At 69.7% G+C, this 574-nt stretch carries 2 pseudogenes; both read right to left on the bottom strand.

The features are described 5' to 3' along the window. Positions 1-267, bottom strand: a pseudogene (locus HCN08_RS34555) (2-oxoacid:ferredoxin oxidoreductase subunit beta); the annotation flags it as partial. Beyond that, a pseudogene (locus tag HCN08_RS34550) lies at positions 260-574 on the bottom strand (2-oxoacid:acceptor oxidoreductase subunit alpha); the annotation flags it as partial. The pseudogenes HCN08_RS34550 and HCN08_RS34555, both read right to left, overlap by 8 nt.

Below are 574 nucleotides of genomic sequence, written 5' to 3'. Positions count from 1 at the left end.
TCCGGTGGCGATGGCGGGGGCCCGGCCGTGGATGGAGTGCATGCCGTAGGTGTTCATGTAGTACGGGAACCGGGACGAGCAGCCGATCCCGGACACGAACACCACGTTCTCGCGCGCGAGCCCGAGCTCGGGCATGAACGACTGCACCGCGGCCAGGACGGCGTAGTCGCCGCAGCCCGGGCACCAGCGCACCTCCTGGTCGGACTTGAAGTCCTTCATCGACTGCTTCGCGGTCGCCTTGGGGACCAGCGTCAGCGCCTCAGACATCCGCACTCTCCTCCGCGATGGCCGTCGCGAGTTGCTCGGCCTTGAACGGTAGTCCCGTAACCTGCGTGAAGGAACGGACATCCACCACGTAGGCGGCCCGCAGCAGGTGGGCGAGCTGCCCCAGGTTCATCTCCGGCACGATCACCCGGTCGTAGGAGGCGAGCACCTTGCCGAGGTTGGCGGGGAAGGGGTTGAGGTGGCGCAGATGCGCCTGCGCCACGGCGTGGCCGGCGGCCCGCCGCCGCCTGACGGCCGCGGTGATGGGGCCGTAGGTCGATCCCCAGCCGATGACCAGGGTGCGGGCCGC

This window comes from Actinacidiphila epipremni, assembly GCF_012034175.1.
Classification (GTDB): Bacteria; Actinomycetota; Actinomycetes; order Streptomycetales; family Streptomycetaceae; genus Actinacidiphila; species Actinacidiphila epipremni.
Note: the sequence above shows the minus strand (reverse complement) of the source record. Positions and strands in the feature narration are given on the sequence as shown.